Origin of the sequence: Dyella sedimenti, from assembly GCF_022760995.1 — a bacterium.
Taxonomy (GTDB): Bacteria; Pseudomonadota; Gammaproteobacteria; order Xanthomonadales; family Rhodanobacteraceae; genus Dyella; species Dyella sedimenti.
The window spans coordinates 916,700-937,993 of the sequence record NZ_JAKWJO010000001.1 but is presented as its reverse complement, the minus strand read 5'-3'; the positions used below and the strand labels follow the sequence as shown (position 1 = coordinate 937,993).

Annotated in this window: 16 protein-coding genes; 8 read left to right on the top strand and 8 right to left on the bottom strand. The window is 65.8% G+C overall.

What is annotated here, in order from left to right; all coding sequences use genetic code 11:
* The first annotated feature begins 112 nt into the window (after positions 1-112).
* Positions 113-1,447, top strand: a complete 1,335-nt coding sequence (locus MJ605_RS04290; protein WP_243039804.1) for a carbohydrate porin — start codon at positions 113-115, stop codon at positions 1,445-1,447.
* 43 nt (positions 1,448-1,490) lie between these two features.
* Here the strand turns inward: MJ605_RS04290 and MJ605_RS04285 are convergent, their stop codons facing one another.
* Positions 1,491-2,099, bottom strand: coding sequence for a class I SAM-dependent DNA methyltransferase (locus MJ605_RS04285; protein WP_243039803.1), 609 nt, complete (start codon positions 2,097-2,099; stop codon positions 1,491-1,493).
* Positions 2,100-2,216: 117 nt separating this feature from the next.
* On the opposite strand from MJ605_RS04285, the gene MJ605_RS04280 reads away from it, so the two are divergent.
* The 3 genes from MJ605_RS04280 (at position 2,217) to MJ605_RS04270 (ending at position 5,442) form a co-directional block, all read left to right on the top strand.
* Positions 2,217-2,504, top strand: coding sequence for a hypothetical protein (locus MJ605_RS04280; protein ID WP_243039802.1), 288 nt, complete (start codon positions 2,217-2,219; stop codon positions 2,502-2,504).
* A 174-nt stretch (positions 2,505-2,678) separates the two neighbouring features.
* A complete protein-coding gene (locus tag MJ605_RS04275; protein ID WP_243039801.1) occupies positions 2,679-4,232 on the top strand; it encodes a DUF1800 domain-containing protein in 1,554 nt (517 codons plus the stop codon).
* A gap of 10 nt (positions 4,233-4,242) precedes the next feature.
* Positions 4,243-5,442 (top strand): DUF1501 domain-containing protein, encoded by a 1,200-nt coding sequence (locus tag MJ605_RS04270; protein WP_243039800.1) that lies wholly within the window; start codon positions 4,243-4,245, stop codon positions 5,440-5,442.
* A gap of 1 nt (position 5,443) precedes the next feature.
* Here the strand turns inward: MJ605_RS04270 and MJ605_RS04265 are convergent, their stop codons facing one another.
* Together MJ605_RS04265 and MJ605_RS04260 are read right to left on the bottom strand one after the other, a co-directional pair.
* Positions 5,444-6,358: a sensor domain-containing protein gene (locus tag MJ605_RS04265; protein WP_243039799.1), complete on the bottom strand. Its 915-nt coding sequence runs from the start codon at positions 6,356-6,358 to the stop codon at positions 5,444-5,446.
* Positions 6,355-6,720: a PadR family transcriptional regulator gene (locus MJ605_RS04260; RefSeq protein ID WP_243039798.1), complete on the bottom strand. Its 366-nt coding sequence runs from the start codon at positions 6,718-6,720 to the stop codon at positions 6,355-6,357. The genes MJ605_RS04265 and MJ605_RS04260 overlap by 4 nt, the downstream gene beginning before the upstream one ends.
* Before the next feature lie 261 nt (positions 6,721-6,981).
* On the opposite strand from MJ605_RS04260, the gene MJ605_RS04255 reads away from it, so the two are divergent.
* Together MJ605_RS04255 and MJ605_RS04250 are read left to right on the top strand one after the other, a co-directional pair.
* Positions 6,982-11,658, top strand: a complete 4,677-nt coding sequence (locus tag MJ605_RS04255; RefSeq protein ID WP_243039797.1) for an RHS repeat-associated core domain-containing protein — start codon at positions 6,982-6,984, stop codon at positions 11,656-11,658.
* Positions 11,646-12,089, top strand: coding sequence for a hypothetical protein (locus MJ605_RS04250; protein ID WP_243039796.1), 444 nt, complete (start codon positions 11,646-11,648; stop codon positions 12,087-12,089). Before MJ605_RS04255 ends, MJ605_RS04250 begins: the two co-directional genes overlap by 13 nt.
* Positions 12,090-12,526: 437 nt before the next feature.
* On the opposite strand, the gene MJ605_RS04245 is transcribed toward MJ605_RS04250, so the two are convergent.
* The 3 genes from MJ605_RS04245 to MJ605_RS04235 all read right to left on the bottom strand — a co-directional run bounded on the left by MJ605_RS04245 (position 12,527) and on the right by MJ605_RS04235 (position 16,220).
* Positions 12,527-13,036, bottom strand: a complete 510-nt coding sequence (locus MJ605_RS04245; protein WP_243039795.1) for a PepSY domain-containing protein — start codon at positions 13,034-13,036, stop codon at positions 12,527-12,529.
* 325 nt (positions 13,037-13,361) lie between these two features.
* Positions 13,362-15,080 (bottom strand): ATP-binding cassette domain-containing protein, encoded by a 1,719-nt coding sequence (locus tag MJ605_RS04240; RefSeq protein ID WP_243039794.1) that lies wholly within the window; start codon positions 15,078-15,080, stop codon positions 13,362-13,364.
* A gap of 120 nt (positions 15,081-15,200) precedes the next feature.
* Positions 15,201-16,220, bottom strand: a complete 1,020-nt coding sequence (locus MJ605_RS04235) for a phosphoenolpyruvate carboxykinase (ATP) (RefSeq protein ID WP_243039793.1) — start codon at positions 16,218-16,220, stop codon at positions 15,201-15,203.
* 140 nt (positions 16,221-16,360) lie between these two features.
* Between MJ605_RS04235 and MJ605_RS04230 the strand changes: the two genes are divergently transcribed.
* On the top strand, positions 16,361-17,887 hold the full coding sequence (locus tag MJ605_RS04230; protein ID WP_425600981.1) for a B12-binding domain-containing radical SAM protein: 1,527 nt from the start codon (positions 16,361-16,363) through the stop codon (positions 17,885-17,887).
* 5 nt (positions 17,888-17,892) lie between these two features.
* Positions 17,893-19,098, top strand: coding sequence for a nucleotidyltransferase family protein (locus MJ605_RS04225; protein WP_243039791.1), 1,206 nt, complete (start codon positions 17,893-17,895; stop codon positions 19,096-19,098).
* Positions 19,099-19,117: 19 nt separating this feature from the next.
* Here MJ605_RS04225 and MJ605_RS04220 read toward each other — a convergent pair whose 3' ends face one another.
* Positions 19,118-20,230 carry a glycosyltransferase family 4 protein gene (locus tag MJ605_RS04220; RefSeq protein ID WP_243039790.1) on the bottom strand — a complete coding sequence of 371 codons (1,113 nt, stop codon included), beginning with the start codon at positions 20,228-20,230 and terminating at the stop codon, positions 19,118-19,120.
* Positions 20,227-21,273 carry a glycosyltransferase family 4 protein gene (locus MJ605_RS04215; protein ID WP_243040019.1) on the bottom strand — a complete coding sequence of 349 codons (1,047 nt, stop codon included), beginning with the start codon at positions 21,271-21,273 and terminating at the stop codon, positions 20,227-20,229. The genes MJ605_RS04220 and MJ605_RS04215 overlap by 4 nt, the downstream gene beginning before the upstream one ends.
* Between the last annotated feature and the right edge of the window lie 21 nt (positions 21,274-21,294).

The following is a 21,294-nucleotide window of genomic DNA, read 5'->3' as shown; positions in this document are numbered from 1 at the left end:
CGCTTCGCCTGCGCGAGCGTCGGCACGCCTCGACCACGATCACGGCACGGCCGTGAGCGGCCTTCCGTCCTGACGGGTCCGCTCGTGACCGTGCCCATGCACGGAATGAGCGATGAAAACCGCACTCACCCTCCTGGCCGCCTGCCTGGCCGCCATCCCGGCGCTGGCGCGTGCCGATGACGGCACCGACGACAAGTATTTCGTCCCGCAGTGGCTGGGCGCGCAGTACACCTTCATCGACCAGCACCAGTATTCGCTGCACTCGCCCTATCAGGGCGAGCTGAGCTTACGCCCGCAGGGCGACACCGCGCGCTCGCACACCTTCGGCGCCTACACCGGCGTGAACCTGCCGATGCACCTGCAGATCTACTTCGACGTGGAGATGTTCAAGGGCGAGGGCGTCTCCGGCGCCACCGGACTGGGCGGCCTGACCAATGGCGACGTGATCCGCTCCGGCAGCGCCGGCCTGCCCAAGAAGCCGTACGTAGCGCGCCGCTTCCTGCGCTGGTCGCTGCCGCTGGGCGACGAGACGGAAGACGTGGAAGGCGCGCAGGACCAGTTGCCCGGCAAGGAGGCGGTGCGGCGCATCGACGTGAAGCTGGGCAAGATGGCCGTCAGCGACGATTTCGACAAGAACCGCTACGCCAACAGCACGCGCACGCAGTTCATGAACTGGGCGCTGTTCAACAACACCGCCTGGGACTTCGCGGCCGATACGCGCGGCTACACCGATGGCGTGATGATCGCCTGGATCAACCCGACCTGGGCCCTGCGCTATGGCATCTACCGCATGCCCTACGAGGCCAACGGCCAGAGGCTGGTACCTGCGCTGGGCAGCGCCAGCGGCCAGCAGATCGAGCTGACGCTGCAGCCGCGCGCCGATGGCTGGGCGCTGCGCCTGCTGGCCTTCCGCAACGAGGCCCGCATGGGCATCTACCGCGATGCCATCGCCATCGCGCAGGCCACCGGCCAGGTGCCCGACATCGTGGCCGACGATGCACCCGGCCGCCACAAGTACGGCTTCACGGTGAACGGCGAGCTGCCGCTGGCCGACCACGGCGACACCGGCCTGTTCATGCGGGCCGGCTGGAACGACGGGCGCACCGAATCGTTCGCGTTCACCGAGGTGGACCGCACGGTCAGCGGCGGCTTCCAGCTGTCGGGGACGCACTGGGGCCGGCCCGACGACCACCTCGCCATCGCCGGTGTCATCGACATGCTGTCGCCGGCGCACCGCGACTACCTGGCCCTGGGCGGCAATGGCTTCGTGCTGGGCGATGGCGCGCTGCACTATGGCCACGAGCAGATCATCGAGGCGTACTACAACTTCGCGGTGTTCGCGCACCTGACGTTGAGCCCGGACTTCCAGTTCATCCGCAATCCTGGCTACAACCGCGACCGCGGTCCCGCACGCTTCGCCGCCGTTCGCGCGCACGTGGAGTTCTGAAGCACGTGGAATCGCGCACTGGGTGCGCTCTTACACACAACCGTCAGGCCGGTAGTTGCGCCCGCTCCAATGCCGCCACGCGGCGCTCCAGGCGCGGGCCCAGATAGCAGTGCGAGCCGCATGGCATCAGGCCCGCCTCGGAGAACGCCTTGAGGTACCAGGCGGGCGCGCGCGCATGGAAGCCTTCCAGGTCGCCGGCCACGCCATCCTTGCTGGTGAACACCTCGAGGAAGGCCACGCCTTCCAGCATGTCGCCGATGCCGACGAGCCCCGCGCGGATCTCCGCCGGCTTGAGGTAATGCAGCACGTCGGTGCATACGATGACGTCGAAGCGGCGGTCGAAACGCAGGTATTGCAGCTGCCCGAAGCGCGCCAGGCCGATGTTGCGGCGGCGCCCATAGCGGGCCACCGCGTATTCGCTGGCGTCCAGCCCCTGGTAATGGATGCCTGGCCGCAGGGCGCGCAGCGGCGCGCGCCAGGTGGCCTCGCCGCAGCCCACGTCCAGCACGCTGCGCACCGTACGCCCGAGATAGTACTCGGCCTGCCCCACCACCATCGCCACCTTGCGCCGCAGTTCCGCTGGCGAACCCACCGCATGGTCGGGGTGGCGGTACCACTTGTCGAAATAGGCGCGGTCGTAGACTTTGGGCACGTGGCATCTCCAGCAAACGGGGCATTCTACGGCCTGCGCGCTCCCTTGCCGGAATCACCTGGCGTGGACATGGCTTGAGCCAGCATGGCGGCCGCTGGAACCTGGGAGGACCGCCCCATGCCCACGATCCGCATTCGCCTGACCGGCAGCCGCGACGACGCGGACACCCTGCTGACGACACTGCACGGCATCGATGGCATCGAACACGTCGAGGAAATCGATATTCCGGATGAATATCCCGATGACGACTCCAGCTCCAGCGAGCTGGTCGACGACAACGGCAGTGAGCTGTTCCTGATCGAGGTGCAGGCTTCCGACAACCTGCACGCCGACGCCGTGCGCGCCGTCACGGAAGTGGAATCCGGGCTGCTGGGCGCGGTGGTGGAGTTCGTGGACGAGTTCTAGGCTGTTGCTGCCTTCTTCCCGCCGGGATGAGGGTCAATTCCGCCACGATGCCTGTCCACACGCATGAATCCGCGCCGAACAAGCCCACCCGCCGGGTAAGCCTTGCGGCGGCGACCGCGTTGACATGACCAGGCCTACGCCGTCGTTCGACCTTGCCGCCAGGAATCCCGACGCATGCGTGACACGCCGAACCGCCTTTCCCACGGCAAGCGCGCCTTGCCTGTCCTGTTCGGCCTGGTCCTTGCGCTGGGCCAGGACGCCGCCATCGCACGGGAGCATCCGCTCTCACCGGACGACGTGGCGTGGCTGCGACGCGACGGCTTCGACCTGGATAGCGCCACCGTGGCCCGCTACCGCGAGCTGGGTCGCTCCCGTTTCCTCGACCAGCAGTTGGAGAGCCGCGACGACGATGCGCTGCCCGCGCCGATCGCCGCCTTGATCGGCAGCTATGAAGCCGCCAGCACACCGGCTGGGCAGTTGCTGGCGAACCTGCGCCAGACGCAGGAGACGATCAAGGCCATGCCCGATGGCCCCGACAAGGCCGCCGCCCAGAAGGCCCAGCAGCAGCACGCCAACGACCTGCTGCAACAGGCCCAGCAGATGGAACTGCTGCATGCCGTGTACGGCGAGAACCAACTGAAGGAACAGATGGTGTGGTTCTGGCTCAACCACTTCAGCGTGTACGGCGCCAAGGGCCGCGTACGCTGGGTGGCGGCCGACTACGTGGAGCACGCCATCCGCCCGCACGCGCTGGGCAAGTTCCGCGACCTGGTGATGGCCACGCTGGAAAGCCCGGCCATGCTGGAATACCTGGACAACGCGCAGAACGCCAAGGGCCACGTCAACGAGAACTACGCGCGCGAACTGATGGAACTGCACACCCTGGGCGTGGGCTCGGGCTATACCCAGCAGGACGTGCAGCAGTTGGCCCTGATCCTCACCGGCGCGGGCATCGCGCCGCAGCGCGACCACCCCACACCGCCAAGGCCACCGAAGGATGCCGCCCTGTTCGTGCAGGACGGCCTGTTCGAATTCAATCCCGCGCGCCACGACTTCAGCGACAAGACCTTGCTGGGCCATGCCATCAAGGGCGGCGGCTTCGACGAAGTGACCCAGGCGGTGGACCTCATCACACGCCAGCCAGCCTGCGCGCAATTCATCTCACGCAAGCTGGCGGAGTATTTCGTGGCCGACGATCCGCCGCCCGAGCTGGTGGCGAAGATGGCACGCACCTTCCAGCGCAGCGACGGCGACATCGCCGAGGTGCTGCGCACCCTGTTCGAATCGAAGGCGCTGGCCACCAGCTACGGCCGGAAATTCAAGGACCCCATGCAATTCGTGGTGTCCTCGGTGCGCCTGGCCTACGACGGCAAGCCCATCGCCAATGCCAGGCCGCTGCTCAACTGGCTCAACCAGTTGGGCGAGCCGGTGTTCGGCCGCCTGACGCCGGACGGTTGGCCACTGGATGCCAGCGGCTGGTCCAGTTCCGGGCAGATGGCCAAGCGCTTCGAGATCGCCGGCGCCATCGGCACCGGCAACAACCGCCTGCTGACGCCCGAGGGCCAGCCCAAGCGCGGCGGCGACTTCCCCATGCTGGCCACGCGCCTGTACTACGACACCTTCGACCCGCGACTGGGTACGGCCACGCGCGACGCGCTGGCCAAGGCCACCTCGCAGCAGGAATGGAACACCTTCCTGCTGTCCTCCCCCGACTTCAATTATCGCTGAGGCCGACCGCATGAATCGTCGCCAATTCCTGCTCGCCGCCGCTGCTGCCGCCATCGCGCCTGCCTTCAGCTTCTCCGGCAGGCTGTTTGCCGCGCCCGCGGGAAGCCCGCGCTTCCTGCTGGTGTTCCTGCGCGGCGGCTACGACTGCAACCACCTGCTGGTGCCCTACGCCAGCGATTTCTACTACGCCGCGCGCCCCACGCTCGCCATCGCCAGGCCCGACCCAGCCAACGCCAACAGCGCCATCGCCCTAGACGGCACCTGGGGACTGCACCCGGCACTGCGCGACTCGATCTATCCGCTGTGGCAGAAACGGCAGCTGGCTTTCGTACCATTCGCCGGTACCGACGACCTGTCGCGCAGCCATTTCGAGACACAGGACAATATCGAGGCGGGCGAGCCCACCGACCGGCGCGGCGATTTCCGGTCCGGCTTCATGGCGCGCCTGTCGGGACAGATGGCCAACACGCCTTCCATCGCCTTCACCGATGCCCTGCCGCTGAGTTTCCAGGGCGGCGCGCGCGATATTCCCAATATCTCGCTGCGCGGCAATCCCAAGCCTGTGTTCGACCAGCGGCAGGCCAGCATCCTGGCCGGCATGTACAAGGACACCGCGCTGGCCTCGGCCGCCTCCGACGGGCTGGAGCTGCGCCAGAACGTATCCAGGGAATTGCAGGACGAAATGACCAAGGCCAACCGTGGCGCGCCGAACGCGAAGAATTTCGCCGAGGAAACCCAGCGCATCGCCACCCTGATGCGCGACCAGTACCGGCTGGGCTTCGTCGACGTGGGCGGCTGGGACACCCACGTCAACCAGGGCGGTGCCAGCGGTCCGTTGGCCAACAACCTCGCCAACCTTGGCCGGGGCCTGGCCGCCTACGCCGATGCACTGGGCGCGGAATGGAACAACACCGTGGTGGTGGTGGTTTCCGAGTTCGGCCGCACCTTCCGCGAGAACGGTAACAAGGGCACCGACCATGGCCATGGCACCGTGTACTGGGTGCTGGGCGGCCAGGTGAACGGCGGTCGCATCGCCGGGCCGCAGGTAGCGGTGGATGCGGCGAACCTGCTGCAGAACCGCGACTATCCCGTGCTCACCAACTACCGCGACCTGCTGGGCGGACTGCTGGGGCGCATGTGGGGACTATCCGGCAGCCAGTTGCAATCCGTATTCCCCGGCGCGCGCACCGTGGACCTGCAACTGGTGTGATTCAGTCCTCGACCGAACGCACCAGCAGGCCCTTGGCGATGGCGCCATGCAGCTTGCCCAGGCCACGGACCAGGTGCAGCGTGGCGAACAACAGCACGATGCCGAGCGCGCAGGCCAGGATCGTCAGCCACCAGTTGTTGCCGCCGCACAGCCAGTCGGGGCCGCCGCAGTTCCAGATAAGCACGTCGATGTCGTCCAGGACCTTGAGCACCGGCGTGGCGATCAGGCCCAGCGACAGGCACAGCATCACCACCGTCAAGGTGAAGTAGACGATGCCCAGCGGCAGCAGCAGCACCATGTAGAACAGCGTGGTCCAGGTGCGGGCGTCGGTGAAGATCGCGCCGATGCGCTGGCCCAGCGACGTGCCGGTATGGAGCGGATATGGCGGGCGCCTGGGCATGCGCACGCCCAGCATGGTTTCCACGATGCGGCCTTCCAGCAGCGATAGCGCGCGCACCGTGCCCAGGAACAGGATCACGAACGGGATGCCGATGATCAGCACCGCCAGGCCCAGCGACAGCGAGATGCCGGTCACCGCCCAGGTGAAATAGAAGATGCCCGTGGCCAGGACCAGCAGCATGTAGAACAAGGCGCCCCAGGTGTGCGAATCGGCAGCCACCCCGAAGAAGCGCCCCAAGGCGGAGCGGTGCCTGGGCGGCGGCGGCGGGCGCAACGCGCGCTGGATCTTGACCTCCTGGTCGCGGTAGATGTCCGCCACTTCCTCCGGCGCGCCGTAGGTGCCCACCACATGGGCCAGCATCTCGGCCTCGCTGCGCTGCGGGTTCTCCGCCAGCTCCGAACGCAGGTGCTCCTCCGCGTCGTACAGCGCATCCTGGATCAATGCCGGGTCCGCCCCGCGCAACGCGACGCGCAACTGCTTGAGGTATTCGGCGATCGTACGCGGCGTACTGTTCATGACACCCCTCCTTGCAAGACGGCATCGACGGAATCGCGCGTGGCGTTCCAGGCTTCCACCCAGTCGCGCAGCACCTCGCGCCCCTGCTTGGTAATGCGGTAATAGCGGCGCGGCGGCCCGCTGACGGAAGGCTCCACCTCGCTCGCCAGCAACCCAGCCCCTTCAAGGTTGCGCAGCACGGGATACAGCGCGCTCTGCTTGCCTGCCAACACGCCCTCGCCCACCTCTTCCAGCCGCTTGGCGATCTGGTAGCCGTACATCGGCCGCCGCGACTGCCCCAGCACCGCCAGCAGCACCAATGACACGGTGCCCGCCGACAGCTCCTTCTGGAATTTCTTCAGATGGCCCGCGTTGTCGTCCACAACCCACCCGCACTGCTGCTTACCATGGAGTACACCATAGTATTGAGTTAACACTAGTGCATGGGCCTGAAGTCATGGCCGGCGACACTTAGCACACACGTACGCACGATATCCGGCATGTAGGGAATCACCACTCATCGTTAGAAACGTGACGAATAACGCATCAGTATTGATGCTCTCTTAACACAAGTGTTTGCTATATCTCACTACGGGGCGCCCATACGGCGCAGACAACTCGGATGTCACACAGGGGACTCAGACATGTTCGTTCGTCGCGCAGCGTTGGGCGTCTGCTTTTTCGTCGTGCTCGGATTATGGACATCACTCGTCCATACGACACCATCTGCAACAGATGGCAACGAACCTGCCCATGCTTCAACTGCATCAAATCGTGCGGGAAAATTCTCAATAAACATCACGAAATCACAGCCGCACACCACATCGCTGGCGACAACGAACAACACTACTTATTACGGTCCTCCTTACTACCAATACGGTTATCGTAATTACGGCCCCTGGGACTCCATAAGTGAAGCCATATCGATTTGGTGGCCAGACTATTTGCTTTACTATCATGTGACCGAGGCACAGTGTTCTTATAGTGTGACCCTTACCGACCCAACCTCTTCCAACAATATGGATGGCAGGGTCGGAAATGTGGCCATCATGCCCCTACATGGCCAGTGTGGTGGCTGGGGACGAGTCACCGGGACCGCCTATCTCTATAAACCAGGTAAGACCACAGGCAAGCCTTGCAACTGTGTTGGAGACCCTATCAACTTCGGTACAGGCAACGAGTATCGCGACGATGTCGACATAGCGCTTACTTCCTTAAGCTTGCATCGCCACTACAACAGTCATGCAGCTACCGCTACCTCCCATATTGGCAAGCACTGGCGCCATACATTTGACCGCAACCTTGAATATCTAAGTGACTCTACAAATGGTGTAGTGACGATTTACCGTCCAGATGGACTGCAAGTCGTCTTTACACTCCAGTCGGGTTCCTGGGTTACCGACTCGGATGTCGCCGATACGCTTTCGCCAATCTATGACGCTGCAAGCAGCAGCTTGGCAGGCTGGTTCTACACCAACGCAGCAACACGCGAACTGGAAGACTACGACGCACAAGGCCGCTTACTTTCCATTACCGACGTCAACAAGCAGCTCACCGTCCTCACCTACAGCGATACCTCGACGCCCACGAACATCGCCCCGGCTGCGGACCTTTTGCTGACGGTGACCGATCCCCTTGGACGGCAACTGGCATTTACATATAACAGCCAAGGCAATGTCGCGACGATCACTCAACCCGATGGCGGCGTGATCAGCTATAGCTATGACGTAAACGGCAATCTCATCAAAGTGACCTATCCTGATAGCCGGTTCAGGCAATACGTCTACAACGAAGGTGCGCTGACCTCCAATATCAATCTTCCGAACGCACTGACAGGCGAGATCGATGAAACGGGAACACGTCTGACGGATATCGGCTACGACAGCCAGGGGCGCGCGACCCTATCGCGGATGGCTGGAACCGTTGATGTCACCCAGGTCAGCTATGGAACCAATGGCACCAACACGGTTACATACCCCAACGGCGTGCAGGTGACGTACGGCTTCAGCACCCCGAGCGGTTCCGTGCATGCCAGTTCCGCAAGCGGCCCTTGTGGCCCAGGCTGCGGCCAAGGCTTCGCATCACTGACTTTTGACGCGAACGGCTATCCCGCGACCGGAACGGATTTCAACGACCACACCACTCAGTCCACCTACAACACTCAAGGCCTTGTTATCTCACAGGTCGAGTCATCAGGTGAAAGTACCCAGCGCACGACGGCGACTACCTGGGATGTTGCCAACCGAGTCCCTTTGACCCGCTCAGTCATGGACGTAAGTGGCACGGTGGAAGCCATGACGACCTGGGGCTACAACAGTCGAGCCCAGGTCACGGCCCGTTGCGAGATCGACCCCACAAGCAATGCCGCCAGCAGCTATACATGTGGCAACAGCGGCACACCTCCTGCGGGCGTTCGCCGCTGGACCTACACCTACTGCGACGCCGTCGATACCACCCTATGCCCCCTCGTCGGCTTGCTGCTCTCGGTCGACGGGCCGCGTACGGACGTCACCGATGTCACGCAGTATCGCTATTACCTCACCACTGACGAATCCGGCTGTGGCACCCTGGGCGGCGCCTGCCATCGCGCCGGTGATCTCTATCAGGTCATTCGCCCTCTCGGCCAAACCACGACCTATGTCGCCTACGACAAGAACGGCCGCGTGGTGCGCCAGTCCGATGCCAATGGCGTGATCACCGATTTCACCTATCACCCCCGTGGCTGGCTGCTGACCCGCATCGTGCGTGCCAACGCCGATGGATCACCCTCCAGTGGCGATGCCGTGACCACCGTCGGCTATACGCCCTATGGTGCCGTGGCCTCCCTGACCGATCCCGATGGCGTCGCGCTGTCCTACACCTACGACGCCGCCCACCGCCTCACCGACATCACCGATGCCCTGGGCGATCGTCTCCACTACACCCTCGATGCGGCGGGTAACAAGACCAAGGAAGAGATCTTCGATCCCAGTGGCACCGTACGCCGCACGCTTTCTCGCACCTACAACACCCTGGGCCAGCTCACCCAGGTCACCGATGGCCTGGGCCATGCCGTATTCAACGCCGGCTTCAGCGACAGCTACGACGGCAACGGCAACCTGGTGCACAGCGCCGATGCCTTGGGCATCCAGCGCCAGCAGGGCTATGACGGCCTCAACCGCCTGGTGCAGACCCTGGATAACTACCACGGCACCGATACGGCCACCCAGAACACCCAGAGTGTGTTCGCCTACGATGCCCTGGACCGGCTCCAGGGCGTCAGCGACCCGGAAGGCCTCAACACGATCTATGGCTATGATGGCCTGGGCAATGTCACCTCGGTACAGAGTCCGGATACGGGCCATGCCACGAGTGCATACGACTCGGCTGGCAATCGCACTCAACGCATCGATGCGCGAGGTGTCGTCACCCAATATACCTACGACGCACTCAATCGCCTGACGCAGGTGATGTATCCCGCGCATCCCCAGCTGAATATCACCTACACCTACGACCAGCCCTCGCCGATTGCCGGTTGCCCTACCAATTTCAACATCGGTCACCTGACCACCATGACCGATGCCTCGGGCAACACCTCATGGTGCTATACCAACCAAGGGGACATTCGCGAAGTCCGGCAGGTCATCAACGGTGTCGCCTATCTGCACGGCTATGCATATACGGCTGGGCGCCGGCTCAAGTGGTTGCAATATCCGTCGGGTTTCGAACTCCTGTATGGCTTCGATGCGGCCGGCCGCGTCACGACCATCGGCTACCTGCAACAACCTGGCCCCTATGGCAGCTATGCCAACAGCACGGTCACGCCACTTATCACCGGCGTGTCCTACTTCCCGTTCGGGCAGGTATCGGGCTACACCTGGGCCTTAGGCGGCCAGTCAGTCGCGCGCACGCTGAACGCCAATGGGCAGGTAACGGACGTTACCAGCAGCGCCTTGAACCTGCATTTCCGCCGTGACGACATGGGACGCATCGCGGCCGCAGGCGCCTTGCCCGGCGCGAACCCCGCCACCGAGAGCTACACGTACGATCCCCTTTCCCGCCTCCAGGCGCTGGACGACGGGAATGGTGCCGCCGAGCAAGCCTATACCTACAACCGGACCGGCGACCGGCTCAGTGCGACGATCGGCACGCAGCCCACTCTCAGTTATACCTATCAGGCTGGCACGCACCGGCTCAATGCCGTGGGCGGGTTGTCTCGCTCCTTGGATGCCAACGGCAACACCACCGCCTTGACGGACCCCAATGGGACGCTGGTCGGGCTGGGGTACGATGACCGCAACGTCCTCACCGCAGTCACGTCGGGCAGCACGGTCATGGCCAACTACCAGTACGACGGGCTGGGCAACCGCGTCTGGCGCACCATCACCTCGCCCAGCACGGGCCAGATGGCCGCCATCTACGATCCGGCCGGCACCGGCAACCTGTATGGCGAATACTTTGCCGAGGACTATCGCGAGTACGTCTATCTGAACGGCATCCCGGTCGCCTCGGCCACGGATGCGGGTCGCGCCGCGCCCGCCATCAATTACCTGCATGCCGATCACCTGGGTACATTGCGTGCGGTGACGGATACCAGCGGGACCATGGTCTATAGCTGGCCTTGGCAGAACAACGCCTTTGGCAACCAACCCACGACGGGCACGGCCAACTTCTACTTGCGGTTTCCGGGGCAGTACTACGATGTGGAGACAGGGCTGCATTACAACGTCCGACGCCACTACGAATCGGCCACAGGCCGGTACGGCCAGCCTGATCCGCTGGGACTTGCAGCAGGGCCTAGCCTATATGCCTATGTGGGTGGCAATCCGCTATCCAATACTGACCCCATGGGACTTGCCTGCAACGGTCAAGGTTGTTGGAACACGCCCCAAGAGCGGGCCTATGCCCAGGCTGGTGACTGGAAGAACTACTACGCCACCGCATGTGCCGGCGGTGATCCCTACGCTTGCGAGGGAAGCAACGTCGCCAACAACATCGGTGTTTTGTCTGGGATAACCAATTATCGCCTTGCGTCTTTGATTTCAGATCACCTTCCACCGGGCAAGACATGTGCCGCTGACCGGGCGATTACTGACAAGAAGATGGAAGCGATTCGCGAGGCTTTGGTCGCTGCGCGAGCTGCACAGCTAGACGCAGCCAACGCGTCACCCACCAATCCTGTGACTGTGAGTGGGCAATCAATCGCAGATTTTCACAATGATATCTTTCGGGCTATCGGAGGCGGCTCAGTGTCCTCTTGGGGCATTCCCGTATTCGGTGGCGACCTTCCCGGCAGTAATGCCCTAGTGAACTGGTGTACCGCGCCCGCATGTCATCCATAACTATCACCCGACGCCCGATTTGGCTGGCAATCGTTATCACGCCGCTATTGACTCCCTTGGCGTTTTTCCTTGCCTATGTCACATATTTTGTCGCCATGGGCTACAACCGCCCCGGCCTCTCTTGGGGGGGGGCTTTAGCTTTTATGTATCTTTTTGGAGTTCCAGTCGGCTATGTAGCCATCGCTACTCTCGGCTGGCCATGGATAGCCAGCTTGGTTCGTTGGCGAAAGCTGACTGTCGGATACGTATGCGGTGGGTCATGCATCATCGGCATGTTTGCGTTCTTCCTATTTGCCACACTAATCAGTGGTAACAAGCAATTTGCATTAAGCGGAACGGCTCAACAGCTTGCGACCGGCCTGGTCCTCGGCCTGCTTTCAGGGTTGATTTTCTGTGTCGTCGCTGGAGTTCCATATAAACCTAGGAATTGATGCCCTGCATGCGGCATAGCTATGGCAATGCAAGCGAACATGCAAGACATGGAGCATGTCATGCTGACTGTCGAGGCAATGCTCTGCGATCACGCCAATTCAATCCGTCGAATCCGGCTTCGTGAGATGAGCACCACGAGCACGTGACATCGGTAGCGCGATAATCCGCTACCGATGTCACGTGCCAGAAGAAAGGCTGATGAGCTAATGCCACCGATGACGCCGAGATGTCGAGCACCCGGGAAATCTTCTTCCATTGCCGGGGCAAGCTCTCGAATGAGATCCTGCGAGAGAGGGCAAAAAGTCAGCCTGATGCGCAATGCCTGGCTAGCCTGGAAGGGTGATATCCCAGCGTCGACTTCCCTCAAACCGCATCTGCGACCAAAAGCCCGGCAACGCCTAGCGTGCCGGGCTTGTCGCTCCGATCGTAACGGAGGTCAGTCGTGGGACTTGGCCACGACGCTGCCGTCGTTGGGGTCGACCAACAGGTCGACGTCGCGGCCTCGGGAGGTCTTGGCGCTGGCGCTCCAAAGACCCTTGTCGTAATTCACGTGCCCGACGTCTTCGTAGCCGTCGGCGGCGAGCTTGGCCTTTACTTCGTTCTCATTGAGCCTCGATGGCGCATCGGCCGTGTAGACCCGGCCATTGACGGGGCCGACCGCAAGCTTGACCCATTGCTTGTTGCCGCCGCGCGCCTCGCTGCGCCATACGCCGTCCTTGAACTTCAGGTCCTTCACTTCCTTGTAGCCGGCGTTGGCGATGGACGTCTTGATGGCGTCTTCGGTCAAGGCGCCCGTCGGTGGCGTGGACGTCCAGGTGGTGACCGTGGTGGTGGTTTGCTGGGTAGCGCTCGTCACTGGTGGCGTGGCGCTGGGCATGGTGTCCTGCGCGAAGGCGACGCCGCAGCCCGACAATCCGATCAACAGGACAAGCAGACGCTTGGTCATGGCAAGCTCCTCCTGAAAGTGTGGGGGCAGCTTGCGCAGGCATGGCTCAACCCGGTGTGAACTTCGCATGCGTGGAATGCTCATGACGATCGCCGGTTAAGCGAGCTGAAGCTACGCTCACTGGCGCCGCTTCGTCTTCACCTGGCTTGCAGCCATGGAGGGTTAGTGCCGGGCAAAGTCTTCGCGTGAACCAAGAGCACACCCCTCCCAGCATCCCCCTGCATGCAGGGGGAGGGGCAAAGCGTGCAGCACTCGCTCCCTCCCCTGCACGCAGGGGAGGGTTGGGGTGGGGTGCTTGTGACCAAACGCAGATTTTGGACTGGCCCTAGGCCAGGTCCGCATGCATCGTCCCGCCCGCATGGATGACGGAAGGTCCATCGCCGTCGATCACCAGCCATTGGTCGGCCAGCGCGGCTACTTCGCGGCGGTGGGCGACCACCACCAGGATGGTGCGGGGCAACCGGCGGCGGAGTGCGGCAAGCACCTTGCTTTCGGCGGCGGGATCGAGCGCGCTGGTGGCTTCGTCGAGTACGGCGAGGCGGGGTTGGCGCAGGATCACCTGGGCCAGCAGCAGGCGTTGCAGTTCGCCGCCGGAGAGGCGGCTGGCGGAACCGTGCAGTTCGGTATCCAGCCCTTCCGGCGAGTTCGCCAACCGCTTGTCCAGCCCGACATCCGTCACGGCCTGGCGCAGCGCTTCCTCGCTGGCATCCGGGGCCGCCCATAGCAGGCATTCGCGCACGGTGCGCTGCCAGGGCCGCACGCTCTGGCTGACGTAGGCGCCGTGCCTTACCTGCTCGCGGTACGCGGCAAAGTCGATGGCCTTGCCGCCCACGCGCGCGGCGAATGCCTGCGGCGACGCCATGCCGGCCAGCACGTCGACCAGGCTGCTCTTGCCGATGCCGGAATGCCCGGATACCAGGGTCATTTCGCCAGGCGCGAGTCTCAGGTCACGCACTTCCAGGCCCACCGTGGGAGGCGTCACCCGCAGGTACGCGATATGCAGCGCGCCATCGGCCGGCGGGCGCACCATGGGCGTAGGTCCATCGGCGTCCGCCAGTCGCATGTATCGTTGCCAGAGCGCGATCGCCGGGATGGCCGAACGCAACTGCTGGAAACTCTGTCGTGTCGATACCAGGTAGGGCAGCAGGCGGCCGAGCAGCAGGCATACGGCGATCAGCGAAGCCTGGTCCACGCCATGCCAATGCTCCGCCAGCACGAAGATCGCGGCGATGCCGGCGGCGGCCAGCCATTCGAGCACCAACCGGCCGGAGGCCACCAGTTCCAACTGACGTCCATAGCCTTCGCACAGGCGCGCGGCGACGTCGGCATAGCTGGCCCGCTCCGCGTCCTCGCGCCCGAATGAACGCACGTGACGCAGGCGCCTTGGGAAATCCTCGCTGTGCCAGAACAGGCGGGTCATGTCGGCGATGTAGCCACGGCTTACTTCCGCTTGCTCGCGTGCGAACAAGCGCGAGGTGGCCAGGCCGATGCCGGCCAGCACGGGCGCGGCCAGCACCAGCGGCGGCGATACCCATAGCGCCAGGCCCAGGCTCGCCACGCAGGTCAGGCTCGCCACCAGCAACTGTAGCAATGCGCTCAGGCCCTGGATGGCGATATCGACGTTGTAGGTGAGCACGTTGGCGATTTCCGCCGAGGTCGAGTCCGCCAGCGCGGCGAGCGAGGCGCCGGTCAACCGCGCGTGCACTTGCCAGCGCAGCCGCAGGCCGTAGCGACTGACCAGGCGTGCGCCCAGCCGCGCCGTCCACCAGCGCAGCAGCGCAAACAGCGCGGTGATGCCACCGAATATCACGGCCTGGGCGCGCGCACCGCGCGCATGCAGCACGGCGTCGGCGAACGGCAGCGGATGCCCGGGCTGGATCAGCGGCACCAGCGATAGCGCCGCCACGCCGCCGGCCAGCGCGGCCGCCAGCGACAGCGCGACATATAGCGCGATGTCCCTCAGGTCGCCGCTGGCCAGCGTACGCAGCACGGTACGCAGCGGGTCATGCTCTCGATCGCCGGTTCGCGGTGGGTGGCCTGCCATGTTCACTCGCCCGTGCCACGGCCTGGCCATCCAAACGGCCATCGCGGCGATATCGCGTGCCGGACTCTTCCGACACGAACTCGACCGTGGGTGCCATGGACGCGGGAAAAGGTTGTCGGCTCAGCCCAACAGCGCCAGCAGGGCATCGACGGAATCACGGGGATGATCGCCGCGCCGCAATACATGCACGCCCAGCGGCGCGAGGCGCTGCAGGAAGCGCTGCCAGCCGGGCTGGCTGGCGGCATAAGGCTGGTCGCTGGCCAGCCGCGCGGCAGCCTCGTCGGCGGGGATGGCTTGCAACAGCGCCGAGGCATCGCCCGCCCGCTCGGCCGATACGAGCACCGCGCCCACCAGCGCCAGCGGCGCGACCGCGCATGCGCCCGGCCACTGGCGCAGGTCGGCTTCGTGCTTCTCCACGCCGCTGCGCCGGCGGATCATGGGTGCCTGCGCGATCCAGCGCTTCGCCGCCGGATCGTCCACCAGTTGCAGCGCCTCGGGCCTCATGTGCAGGAAATTGGCCACGCCGGTGGCGAGCATATGCTCGGGATGCACGAACACCGCATCCTCCGCCAGGAAATCCAGTCCGTGCAGCAGGCTGTGCAGGGCCAGGGTCGACTTGCCCGCCCCGCTCTCGCCCATCAGCAATACGCCGCGTCCATGGCGACCAACGCAGGCGCCATGCAGCGGTACCAGCCCCTGCCTGCGCGCGGCCAGCATGAACACCGCGAACTCGATCAGTTCGTAGCGCAGGTAATAGGCGCGATCCAGCATGTCCTGCGAGGCCACCACCAGCGCCCTGCCCTGCTCCGGCGAAAGGACGACGTAGTTCGACGCATCCATCACGCCGCACAGCAGGCCCGCGCCCGATTGCATGCGCACCGGCGGCGGCTCGCCGCCATCCGTTGCGGCAAGGCGCGGCGCCAGGCGCAGTTCCACCTCGAACACGGGCGCGTCGCCAGGCAGGCGATGCGGCGGCAGGCCGGCATAGGCCTGCTCCACCAGCCGCAGCAGCGCGGCGCTTTCGCTACGGAAGCGGAAATCGCCGCCGAGCACCTGCCCGCGCACGACACCGCCGCCTTGCCGTTCGGGGAAAGCATCCAGGCCGGCGTCGCGCGCGTGGGAAAGGGAAGTCGGGGTCATGGTCGGCGATCGTTTTGGCGCGCCATGTGATAGCACATCGCCACGCGAACGGACATCCAAATATTTTTCCCGCCGCAGGCAACCCCCGCCCAACGGTTCGGCACTCACGTCCAACCAAGCGCCAACGCGGCCGGCGGGAAATCCCTGTCCGCCGCCCAGGCGCGGTTGCCGCTCGTCCCGATAGAGGCGTCCCAGACATGCTGAAGATCCAGGTTGGCCATTCCTACTACCTTCGGCTCGATCCGAAACAGTGGGAACGCGGCAAGCCTTATCCTCCGCTCGCCACGCTGCAGGTGGCGGCGCTGCTGCGGCAGCGCGGCCATGAGGTGGCGCTGTTCGACGCCATGCTCGCCGATGGCGTGGAGGACTACGCGCCCGCCGTGCGCCAGCAGCGGCCGGACGTGGTGGTGCTGTACGAGGACAACTTCAACTACCTCACCAAGATGTGCCTGGACCGCATGCGCGAGGCGGCCTGCCAGATGATCGGCGAGGCGCGCGCCCAGGGCGCCCGTGTGATCGTCGCCGGTTCCGACGCTTCCGACCAGCCGGGGGCCTTCCTTGCGGCCGGCGCGCATGCCGTGCTGATCGGCGAAGGCATCGCGCCGCTGATCGAGCTGATGGCGCGGCTGGAGCGCGATCCCGCCATCGATACGCCACAGTGGACGGCGGGCCTGGCCGGCGTGGCCTCGCTGGCCGACGCCCAGACCCGGTTGACGCGCGTGGGCGTGATGCCGCCCGATCCGCGCATCGTCGGCCATCCCGCCTGGGATCTGGTGGACATGCCGCGCTATCGCGCGCTGTGGCGGGAGCGGCATGGCCTGTTCAGCCTCAACATGGCCGCCTCGCGCGGCTGCCCGTTCCGTTGCAACTGGTGCGCCAAGCCCATCTGGGGCAACCACTACAACCGCCGCGACGCGCGCGACGTGGCCGAGGAGATGGCCTATCTCAAGGCCGAGTACCAGCCCGATCACATCTGGATGGCGGACGATATCTTCGGCTTCCACGTCGAGTGGGTGGAGGCGTTCGCCGCGCACCTGGAAAGCATCGGCGGCGCGGTGCCCTTCACCATCCAGACCCGCGCCGACCTGATCAGCGAGCGCATGGCCGCCGCGCTGAAGCGGGCGGGCTGCGCCGAGGCGTGGATCGGCGCGGAGAGCGGCAGCCAGCGCGTGCTGGACCGCATGAACAAGGGCACCAAGGTCGACGACCTGGTGACCGCGCGCGAGCGGCTCGGCCGGCAAGGCATCCGCGTGGGCTTCTTCATCCAGTTGGGCTACCTCGGCGAACAGTTGGAGGACCTGCTGGCGACGCGCGCGCTGATCGCCCGCGCCGCGCCGGACGACATCGGCGTGAGCGTGTCCTACCCGCTGCCGGGCACCCGCTTCTACGAGCAGGTACGGGCTCAGCTTGGCGCCAAGACGCATTGGCGGGACAGCGACGACCTGTCCATGATGTTCCGCGGCGCCTACGACTCGGAGTTCTACCGCCGCGTGCGTGACCTGCTGCACGCGCAGGTGAACCTGCAGACCACGGCGCCGGATGCCGCCGGCCGCGACGCGCTGGATGCCCGCTGGGATGCGCTGATCGCCAGCGAGCATGCGCACCGCACGGTACCGGCGGCGATGCCGCTCGCCGCGCCCGCCGACAAGGTCAAGGCCACGGGCTGACCGCCATGTCGCCATCCATGAAAACCCTGCGGCAAGGCCTGCGGCGCACCACCGAGGCGCTGGCGCGCCAGCTCGCGCGGCCGACGGAGGCCACGCCGGACTGGAACGAACTCGAATGGCAGCTGGCCATGGCGGTCGCCGCCGCGCATGGCGTTTCGCCGCTGCTGGGCACACTTGCGCCATGGCAACACGGGGCGTGGTCGCGCTTCGTTGCCGAACAGCGCGCGCACGTGCTGCATCGCCACCGTCGTATCCAGGTCCTGCTGGAACGCCTGGCCGAAACCGCGCATGCCGCAGGCGTGGCGCTGGTTCCCCTGAAGGGTGCCGCGCTGCATGGCCCCGGGCTCTACCTGCCCGGCGACCGGCCGATGGCCGACATCGACCTGCTGGTCGATGGACGCGATGCCGATCGCGCGGCACGGTTGCTGCTGGAACTGGGCTACGAGGAATCGTTCGCCCAATGGAAGCATCGTGTCTTCAAGCCGGTCGCGGACAGCCCGCCGGCCGTGCTCGGCGAGCACCGCGACACACCGGTCAATATCGAACTGCATACCCGCATCCAGGAGCGCCTGCCGCTGTCCACGGTGGACGTCACCGCGCGCATCCTTGCGCCGGATGCCCGGCCCGGCCTGAACGCGTACCCGTCGAATGGCGCCCTGATGTGCCACCTGCTGTTGCATGCGGCGGGCAACCTGTGCAACCGCACGACGCGGCTGATCCAGTTGAACGACATTGCCCTGCTGGCGATGCGCATGCTGCCGGACGACTGGAATGTGCTGTGGCAGGCCACCGACGGCGAGGCGCCGTGGTGGGCGCTGCCGCCATTGGCCTTGGTCGCGCGCTACTACCCGCATGCCATCAGCCCGGACCTGCTGGCGCGGCTGGCGGCATGCTGCCCGCCCGTGCTGCGCGCGGTGGCGCGGCGGCAGGACCTTACCCGGATGTCGTGCTCGGCGCTGTGGCTGCACCCGCTCGCGGGCATCGAATGGTCGCGCAGCCTGGGCGAGGCACGGCACTACCTCGCCAACCGGATCAGCCCGCCGGCAGAGGCGATCGCGGAACGGCAGGCGATGGTACGCACGCAGCTATGGTTGCAGGGGCAGCGCTGGGTCGGCCTGTCGCGCGGGCGCCGCATGCTGGCTTCGCTGGCCGGACGCGCGCCGCGCATGGATACGCTCTATGTCGTGCGGACGGCGCTGCGGCAACCGTGATGGCGCTGGCCGGCGTGGCTCAGCGCCCCAGGCCCTTCGCCAGCAACTGGACATACAAGGTCTCGAAGGTGCGCGCGGTCTCCTCGGCATCCTCCTGGATCGCACGCCGTTGAGCCGATAGCGCCAGCCGGAGGCGCAAGGCCTCGTCGCCGAGCACCTGGTGGATCGCCCCCGACAGCGCGGCCCAATCCCCCACCGGTACGGCCAGCGCCGCATTCGGTGCCCATTCGGCGATATGTCCCACGGCGGTGCCCACCGTCGGCACGCCCATCACCGCCGCTTCCAGCGCGACCAGGGGACCCGCCTCGTGCCGCGAGGACATCACCAGCAGGTCGGCCCCGGCCATCAAGGGGCGCAGTTCATCCTGCGTCCGGAAGCCCAGCAGATGCACGTGCGCTTGCAGCCCCAGTTCCTCCACCAGCCGGTGCACCTCGCCGTCCAGCGTATCCACGCCCACCATGTCCATGCGGAACGGCACGCCCGACTGCGCCAGCACGGCCAGCGCGCGTAGCAGCGTCGCCTGGTCCTTGACGCGGTTGAGGCTGGCCACGTGGATCAGGCGCGCACACGCATGCTCGCGCCGGCGCGGGGCGAGCGGCGCCCAGCGACACAGGTCCACGCCCAGCGGCACCCGCCGCGCCTCCACGCCCAACCGATGCAGCGAGTCGACGATCGGCGCGCTCGCCGCCGTCACGCGGTCGGCGGCGCGCAGCACCACCGCCTCGCGCAGGCGCGCTCGCCAGGTGAGCCGCCCGCCGTAGCCGATATCGCGCAACGCCACCAGCTCACCGCCGGCGATGTGCACCAGGCTCGGCAGCCGCAGCGAACGGGCGGCGCCGACGGCCACCAGGCTGCACGATCCGGAGAAGATCGCCTGCATCAGGTCGAACGGCGCGCGGCGGTGCTCGGCGCGGATCGCCGCGATGGCGCGCAGGCGCTGCCAGCCGTCGCCGATGTTGTGGATGGTGGCGCCGGCCAATTCCCAGCGATCCGGCCGGGCCTCCTGCCGCAAGGCAAAGACATGCACCTCGTGCTCGCGCGCCAGGCGCTCGATCAGCGCCAGCAGCACGGGGATCACCCGGTACTTGCCCGTGCGGTCCACCCCGCCCGGCACCACCAGCGCCAGCTTCATCGGTGGCCATCCAGCAATTGCGCATAGGCGGCCGCCCATTGCCGACCGACCGCCGCGAACGACAGGTTTGCATCGAAATGCGCGCGCACGCGCTCGGCCGACGGCCGATGGGTGGCGATGCCGAGCAGCGCATCGGCCAGCCCTTGCGCATCGCCACAAGGCCACAGGCGGCCGACATCACCGACCAGCGCGCGGTGCGCGGGTATGTCGGTGACCACCGGCGCCACGCCACAGGCCATCGCCTCCAGCAATGCGTAGCCGCAGCTTTCCGAGCGGCTGCCCGACACGAACAGGTCGGCGGCGCGCAGCAGGGATTCCACTTTCGCATGCGCGAGCTTGCCCAGCAGATGCACGCGGCCGGCAAGGCGAGGATCGCGCTCGATGCGCCGCCGCACCTGCGCGAGCAGGGGCGCACTGCCGAACGCGCACCACAGGTGCAGTCCGGGCAATCGGTCCGCTACGCGGGCGATGCCTTCCAGCACGGTAAGGGGATCCTTGCCCGCGTTGAGGTGTCCGACCCAGGCCACGCAAGGGTCGCCGTACAGGCCGGTTTCCGCCCAAGCGCCGGCGCGGCTGCCGCGCGTGAAGCGGCTGCTCGATTCGGGAATGGCGAACACGCGTGTCGCCGGTCCGAACAGCCTCGCCTGCACGAAGGGCCGCGCCAGCACCGGCGCGGTGAAGGCCACGCCCGCCGCCGCGGCATACCAGCGGCGCCATGGCGCGCGGCGCCACCAGCGCGGCGGCCGGCTCGCATGGTCCTGCAGCAGCATCGGCCGTCCTGGCAGGTGCCGCGCCACGGCGTGCGCCGCCTCGGCAAAGCCCAGCCCGTGTACGTGCAGCACGTCGGCGCCAAGGCCTTCGAGCAAGGCGGCCAGCGGACGGCCATCGTCGGCCATGGCCTGGGCCGCATCGACGAAGAGATACTCCACGCCTTCGCGCGATATGCGCTCCGCTCGCGCCGCCATCTGCACCACCGATACGCGTATGCCGCTACTTGCCACCGATTCGGCGATGTCGGCCACGCTCGGCCATCGCTCGAACATCTCCGCCGACGCCCAATCCGG

Excerpts from the sequence above, each read along its gene's own strand:
- MJ605_RS04215 (WP_243040019.1), bottom strand. The coding sequence starts at position 21,273 with ATGTTCGAGCGATGGCCGAGCGTGGCCGACATCGCCGAATCGGTGGCA.
- MJ605_RS04280 (WP_243039802.1), top strand. The coding sequence starts at position 2,217 with ATGCCCACGATCCGCATTCGCCTGACCGGCAGCCGCGACGACGCGGAC.
- MJ605_RS04290 (WP_243039804.1), top strand. The coding sequence starts at position 113 with ATGAAAACCGCACTCACCCTCCTGGCCGCCTGCCTGGCCGCCATCCCG.
- MJ605_RS04240 (WP_243039794.1), bottom strand. The coding sequence starts at position 15,080 with ATGGCAGGCCACCCACCGCGAACCGGCGATCGAGAGCATGACCCGCTG.
- MJ605_RS04265 (WP_243039799.1), bottom strand. The coding sequence starts at position 6,358 with ATGAACAGTACGCCGCGTACGATCGCCGAATACCTCAAGCAGTTGCGC.
- MJ605_RS04275 (WP_243039801.1), top strand. The coding sequence starts at position 2,679 with ATGCGTGACACGCCGAACCGCCTTTCCCACGGCAAGCGCGCCTTGCCT.
- MJ605_RS04235 (WP_243039793.1), bottom strand. The coding sequence starts at position 16,220 with ATGACCCCGACTTCCCTTTCCCACGCGCGCGACGCCGGCCTGGATGCT.
- MJ605_RS04245 (WP_243039795.1), bottom strand. The coding sequence starts at position 13,036 with ATGACCAAGCGTCTGCTTGTCCTGTTGATCGGATTGTCGGGCTGCGGC.
- MJ605_RS04255 (WP_243039797.1), top strand. The coding sequence starts at position 6,982 with ATGTTCGTTCGTCGCGCAGCGTTGGGCGTCTGCTTTTTCGTCGTGCTC.
- MJ605_RS04225 (WP_243039791.1), top strand. The coding sequence starts at position 17,893 with ATGTCGCCATCCATGAAAACCCTGCGGCAAGGCCTGCGGCGCACCACC.
- MJ605_RS04220 (WP_243039790.1), bottom strand. The coding sequence starts at position 20,230 with ATGAAGCTGGCGCTGGTGGTGCCGGGCGGGGTGGACCGCACGGGCAAG.
- MJ605_RS04270 (WP_243039800.1), top strand. The coding sequence starts at position 4,243 with ATGAATCGTCGCCAATTCCTGCTCGCCGCCGCTGCTGCCGCCATCGCG.
- MJ605_RS04250 (WP_243039796.1), top strand. The coding sequence starts at position 11,646 with ATGTCATCCATAACTATCACCCGACGCCCGATTTGGCTGGCAATCGTT.